Annotated in this window: 5 protein-coding genes; 3 read left to right on the top strand and 2 right to left on the bottom strand. The window is 62.9% G+C overall.

The genetic code is table 11. The features are described from left to right. The coding region (locus tag EN906_RS23545) for a glutaminase (protein ID WP_127375416.1) at positions 1–883 on the bottom strand (883 nt) is incomplete at its 3' end. A gap of 4 nt (positions 884–887) precedes the next feature. Then, a complete protein-coding gene (locus tag EN906_RS23540; protein WP_127272409.1) occupies positions 888–2,036 on the bottom strand; it encodes an aminotransferase class I/II-fold pyridoxal phosphate-dependent enzyme in 1,149 nt (382 codons plus the stop codon). Positions 2,037–2,181: 145 nt separating this feature from the next. Between EN906_RS23540 and EN906_RS23535 the strand changes: the two genes are divergently transcribed. The 3 genes from EN906_RS23535 to EN906_RS23525 form a co-directional block, all read left to right on the top strand. Next, positions 2,182–3,576 carry a M48 family metalloprotease gene (locus tag EN906_RS23535; RefSeq protein WP_127271627.1) on the top strand — a complete coding sequence of 465 codons (1,395 nt, stop codon included), beginning with the start codon at positions 2,182–2,184 and terminating at the stop codon, positions 3,574–3,576. Positions 3,577–3,637: 61 nt separating this feature from the next. Then, on the top strand, positions 3,638–4,441 hold the full coding sequence (locus EN906_RS23530) for a DsbA family protein (protein WP_127272408.1): 804 nt from the start codon (positions 3,638–3,640) through the stop codon (positions 4,439–4,441). 121 nt (positions 4,442–4,562) lie between these two features. Beyond that, positions 4,563–4,696 (top strand): type II 3-dehydroquinate dehydratase (locus tag EN906_RS23525; RefSeq protein WP_127375415.1); only part of this gene is annotated, 134 nt, incomplete at its 3' end.

The raw sequence follows: 4,696 nt of genomic DNA, 5'->3' as shown, positions 1-4,696 counted from the left end.
CGGCAAGCGACGCCACGCCCGGCACGATGCCCAATATACCGCCGCCGACGCCGCTCTTGCCGGGGATGCCGACGCGGAAGGCGAAATCGCCGGAGCCGTCATAATGGCCGCAGGTCAGCATCATGGCGCCGATGCGGCGTGCCCGCTCGGCCGACACCACGGAATGCCCGGTCGCCGGGTTCTTGCCGCCATTGGCGAGGAAGCGGCCGGCGAGCGCCAGTTGCCGGCAACTCATGGCGATGGCGCAGTGGTGGAAGTAGACGCCCAGCGCCAGTTCCGGCGCATGGTGGAGATTGCCAAAGGATTTCATATAATTGGCAAGCGCGAAGTTGCGGTAGCCGGTGGCGCGCTCGGACGCCGCCACCTCGCGATCGATGATGATCGTCTCGTCGTCGGCGAGGAACTGGATGAAGCGCAGGATCTCGCCGATCGCCTCGCGCGGCTGGTGGCCCGCAAGCAGGATGTCGGAAATGACGATGGCGCCGGCATTGATGAACGGGTTGCGCGGAATGCCGTTCTCATGCTCGAGCTGCACAATCGAGTTGAATGGATTGCCTGACGGTTCGCGGCCGACCCGCTGCCACAGCGCGTCGCCGACATTGCCGAGCGCCAGTGTGAGGGTGAACACTTTCGAGATGCTCTGGATGGAAAAGGCCTGGTCGGCGTCCCCCGCCGTCAGCACGCGCCCGTCATTGGTAACCGCTGCGATGCCGAATTTCTTCGGATCGACCTTACCCAACTGCGGAATGTAAGAAGCGACATCACCGCGATCGGTGCGATCGGCCATTTCGGCAGCGACTTCGGCCAATGCCTGATCAAGTTTGGAGGCCTGATCAAGTTTGTGGGCCTGATCAAGTCTGAGGGCCTGTTCGAGTTCCGGCATGGCGCTACCTCAACCAGCGTTCGAGGCGCGCCATCGCCTCGATCATGTCGTCGTGGCTGCCGGCGTAGGAGAAACGCATCGTGCGGTGCCCGGCCTGAGTGTCGAAGTCTTGGCCGGGTGTTGCCGCGACATGCGCCTCGGCCAGCATCTTGCGCGCGAAGGCCATGCTGTCATTGGTATGCCTGGTGACGTCACAAAAGGCATAGAAGGCGCCGTCCATGGGCGCCGCCAGCGGAAAGCCGAGTTCCGGGAGGCGTTTCATCAAAAGCTCGCGATTCCAGGCATAGCGACCCTTGACCGCCTCCAACTCCTCGGTCGCCCTGAACGCTTCGATCGCCGCGATCTGCGACAGTTCCGGCGGCGAGATATAGAGGCTCTGGGCGACGCGCTCGACCGGCCGCACCAGCTCTTGCGGCAGCACCATCCAGCCGATGCGCCAGCCGGTCATGCAGTAATATTTGGAGAAGGAGTTGATCACGGTCACGTCGCCTCCATAGGCAAGCGCCGTGGTGTCGGGGGCGGCATAGGCGAGCCGGTGATAGATTTCGTCGGAGATGACGGCGATGCCGAGGTCTTGTGCCGTCCTCACCAGGGCCGCCAGTTCATCGGCCGGTATGACCGCGCCGGTTGGATTGGCGGGACTGGCGAAGAGAACGCCTTTCAGCGGCTTTTCACGATGCGCGGTCTCGAGATGGCCGGCATGCAGGTAGGCGGCGTCGCCGAGCTCGATCTCGACCACCTCGATGCCGAGCGCGGCCATGATGTTGCGATAGGCGGGATAGCCGGGTGCCGCGATGGCGACGCGGTCACCCCCGTCGAACATCGCCAGGAAGGCAAGGTTGAAGGCGGCCGACGATCCAGTGGTTACCGCGATCCGGCCGGGCTCGATATCAAGCCCGTAATGATCGGCGTAGTGTCCGGCGATCGCCTTGCGAAAGCCTGCCAGTCCCAGCGCGTCGGTGTAGCCGATGCGTCCATCCTGCAGCGCCTTGGCGGCTGCGGCGCGAACCAGAACCGGTGCGGGATCGGAGGGCTGGCCGACGGCCATCGAAACAACCGGCACGCCCTGGGACTTCAGCCGGTTTGCCTCTGCCAGAATGTCCATCGCATGGAAGGGCTCGACATTGCCACGACGTGAGAGCGAGACGACCATTAAACCAGTATTCCCGATGACTGACGGCGCCAGGCACTGGCGCATGTGCCGCACAAATGCCCGATTGATGTGAGGATCACAAGTTGAGGAAGTTTCCGGCGCCGACTTTTCATCTTTCGCCCGCTCGTCTACCAGTGGAGCCATCATGTTGAGCCGACCCAGATCGACGATTGCCCAGGCAGCGCGCGTCTTCGCGACGCTTTCGCTTGGCGTTGCCGTTGCAATGGCGAGTTCGGTCAGCGCCTTTGCCCAGAACGTGCCGGTGGTGCGCGACGCCGAGATCGAGGCGCTGGTTCGCGATTACGCGCGGCCGATCTTCAGGGCGGCTGGCCTGGCGAATGACGGCATCGACATCGTTCTGGTCAATGACCAGAGTTTCAACGCCTTCGTCACCGGGCGCCGGCTGTTCATCAACACCGGCGCGCTGATGACGGCTGAAACGCCCAACGAGATCATCGGCGTCATCGCCCACGAAGCCGGTCATATCGCCGGCGGCCACCAGCAGAAACTCCGCGACCAGCTTGAACGCGCCAAGACGATGGCCATCATCGCGACGCTGCTGGGTGCCGGTGCCATGGTCGCCGGCGCGACAACCAATAGCCGCGGCCTTGCCGGTGCGGGCGTGGGCGTAGCCGCCGGCGGCGGCGAGATGGCACAGCGCAGCATCCTCGCCTACCAGCGCACCGAGGAGATGACGGCCGACCGCTCGGCGATCACCTATCTCAACGCCACCGGCCAGTCCGGCATGGGCATGCTGAAGACGTTTCACCGCTTCCAGACTGCGCTGTCGCTCTCGGGCGCGCAAGTCGATCCCTACCGGATCAGCCATCCGATGCCGCGGGATCGTATCTCCAATCTCGAAGTGCTGGTGAAACAGAGCCCCAATGTCGACAGGCCGGACCCGCCCGCGCTGCAGCAGCGCCATGACATGGTGCGGGTGAAGATCGCCGTCTACATGGAAGGCCAGGCGGCTGCGTCGCGGCTGATGCGAAAGATGCAAGGGACCCTCGCCGCGCTATATGGCGACGCCCAGTCGACCTACCTGTTCGGCAACATCGCCGCCGCGCTCGCCAAGACCAATGCACTGATCAAGGCGCAGCCCAAGAACGCTTACTTCCAGGAACTGCGCGGCGACATCCTGATGAAGGCAAACAAACCCAAGGAAGCCGCGGACGCCTACGCCAAGGCGGTCAGCCTCGATTCGGCGCGGTCCGGTCTGCTGCCGGTGTCCATGGGCCAGGCGCTGATGGCCGTCGGCACGCCCGACTCTCTGAAAAAAGCCGTCGTGCAGATCAACAACGGCCTCGGGCGCGACAAGGAAAATTCAGCCGGGTATCGCTATCTGGCACAGGCCTACGGTGAGTTGGGTGACATACCGGGCGCCGAACTTGCCACCGCCGAAAGCCATTTCTATTCCGGCAACTACAAGGATGCGAAGATTTTCGCCATGCGGGCGCAGCAGCAGATGAAACGCGGCGAGCCGCGCTGGCTTCGCGCCCAGGATATCATAAACTACAAGCCGTCAACCAAGATCAAGTGAACCTTCCGGCCGCGCGCCACGACATAGCCAGACCGGAAAACAGGTAGAAGGAACAGGAACGATGAAAAAGGCACTGCTGCTGGGCACCACGGGGGTTGCGGTCGCCCTGGCCATGCTGGCTTTCGGATTCGTTGCCGGAAACCCGCAGATCGCCAAGGCCGGTACCGCACAGCCGGTCGAGACCGCGGCGGCCGATACCAAGATCGACCGCACCGAGGTCGAAGGCATCATCCGCGACTATTTGTTGAAAAACCCGGAAGTCCTCCTGGAAGTCCAGGACGCGCTTGAGGCCAAGCAGAAGGAAGAGCAGCGCATCGCTCATCTCGGCGTGATCAAGAATGCCAAGGACCAGATCTTCAACTCCGCCTTCGACGGCGTCGTCGGCAATCCGAACGGCAAGGTCACCATCGTCGAGTTCTACGACTACAATTGCGGCTTCTGCAAACGCGCCATGGACGACATGCAGGCGCTGACCAAGACCGATCCGGACCTGCGCTTCGTGCTCAAGGAATTCCCCATCCTTGGACCGGAATCGCAGAAGGCGAGCGTGGTCTCGATGGCCTTTCACCTGATGCACCCGGAAAAGTACGGCGAGTTCCACAATGCGTTGCTCGGCGGCCAGGGACGCGCCACCGAGGCGTCGGCAATCAAGGTCGCGCTGTCGCTCGGCGCCGACGAAGCGGCGCTGCGCGAGAAGATGAAGGACCCGACAATCAACGAGGCCCTCGCCAAGACCTACGATCTTGCCAACAAGCTGGCGATCACCGGAACGCCGTCCTATGTCATCGGCAACGAGGTGGTGTTCGGAGCACTCGGGCAGGAAGTGCTGGCAGAAAAGATCGAGGCGGCGAAAGCCGCGCTCTGATCTTGCTCGCCAGCTATTTCTCACGGGCACATTTCCGCCTGTTGTGGACAGTGAAAGAACGCACTTGTGCTCTTTCCGCGGGCGGCTATGCCCATTATAGAGGGCCCAGCGCGCCGGCTTGATGACGGCGCCGGGAAAGGTCGGCTTTTTGAAAACGGTTTTCGTCCTGAACGGTCCCAATCTCAACGCGCTCGGCAAGCGCGAGCCGGGCATCTATGGCGGCAAGACGCTTGCCGAGCGCGTTGAGATTGGGAC

Source organism: Mesorhizobium sp. M7A.F.Ca.CA.004.06.1.1 (genome assembly GCF_003999135.1).
Lineage (GTDB): Bacteria > Pseudomonadota > Alphaproteobacteria > Rhizobiales > Rhizobiaceae > Mesorhizobium.
This window is presented reverse-complemented; position numbering and strand designations above follow the sequence as displayed.